The following is a 546-nucleotide window of genomic DNA, read 5'->3' as shown; positions in this document are numbered from 1 at the left end:
TCAAGATGGTAAAAACACTCTTTTGTGGGCTGAAAAAACAGGATGCGTTTATACTACTAGTAGTAGAATAAGTAGTACAGTACAACTCTTTAGCGATTTGAAATGAAACTACCTTATTTTTCACCGTCTAAACAAACCAGTACATAATAAAAAAAAGCATGTGTCATGTAATATGTTATGTCCAGTGCCCACCGACTTCCTCTGACGGATGCATATGGTGTTGTTCTGTTCCAGATCCTGCCTCGCAAGCTGGCGTTGTCACAGGCATGTCTTCAGTGTCGCCGAGAAAACAGCCGCTTGTTCAGCGGGAGGCATCCACGAGCATGAATGATAACGAGGGCGGATTCTCATGGCTGACAGCTCTGGGATTCGGTTTCCTTACCTTCAACTCCGGGATGGCGATCTACCGGTCCGATGGCGATCGTGGATCGGTGGCGTTCGTATTAACATCGTACATCGATCTCGTGCTGCTCTTCGCGTGCCTCCGTCTCTTCGAGAAAGCGCCGAGGGACTCTGCCCGCCGGGAATGGCTCAAGGTCTTTGTAT

At 48.2% G+C, this 546-nt stretch carries 1 protein-coding gene; it reads left to right on the top strand.

Annotated features, from left to right (window positions below; genetic code table 11):
* Positions 1-323: 323 nt before the first annotated feature.
* Positions 324-546, top strand: a 223-nt coding sequence (locus NK662_RS24765) for a hypothetical protein (protein ID WP_254761376.1), incomplete at its 3' end; no start/stop codon positions are given.

The organism is Ectobacillus ponti (genome assembly GCF_024294785.1).
In the GTDB taxonomy this organism is placed as follows: Bacteria; Bacillota; Bacilli; order Bacillales; family Bacillaceae_G; genus Ectobacillus; species Ectobacillus ponti.
The sequence above is the reverse complement of the archived record's forward strand: the minus strand, read 5'-3'. Positions and strand labels throughout refer to the sequence as shown.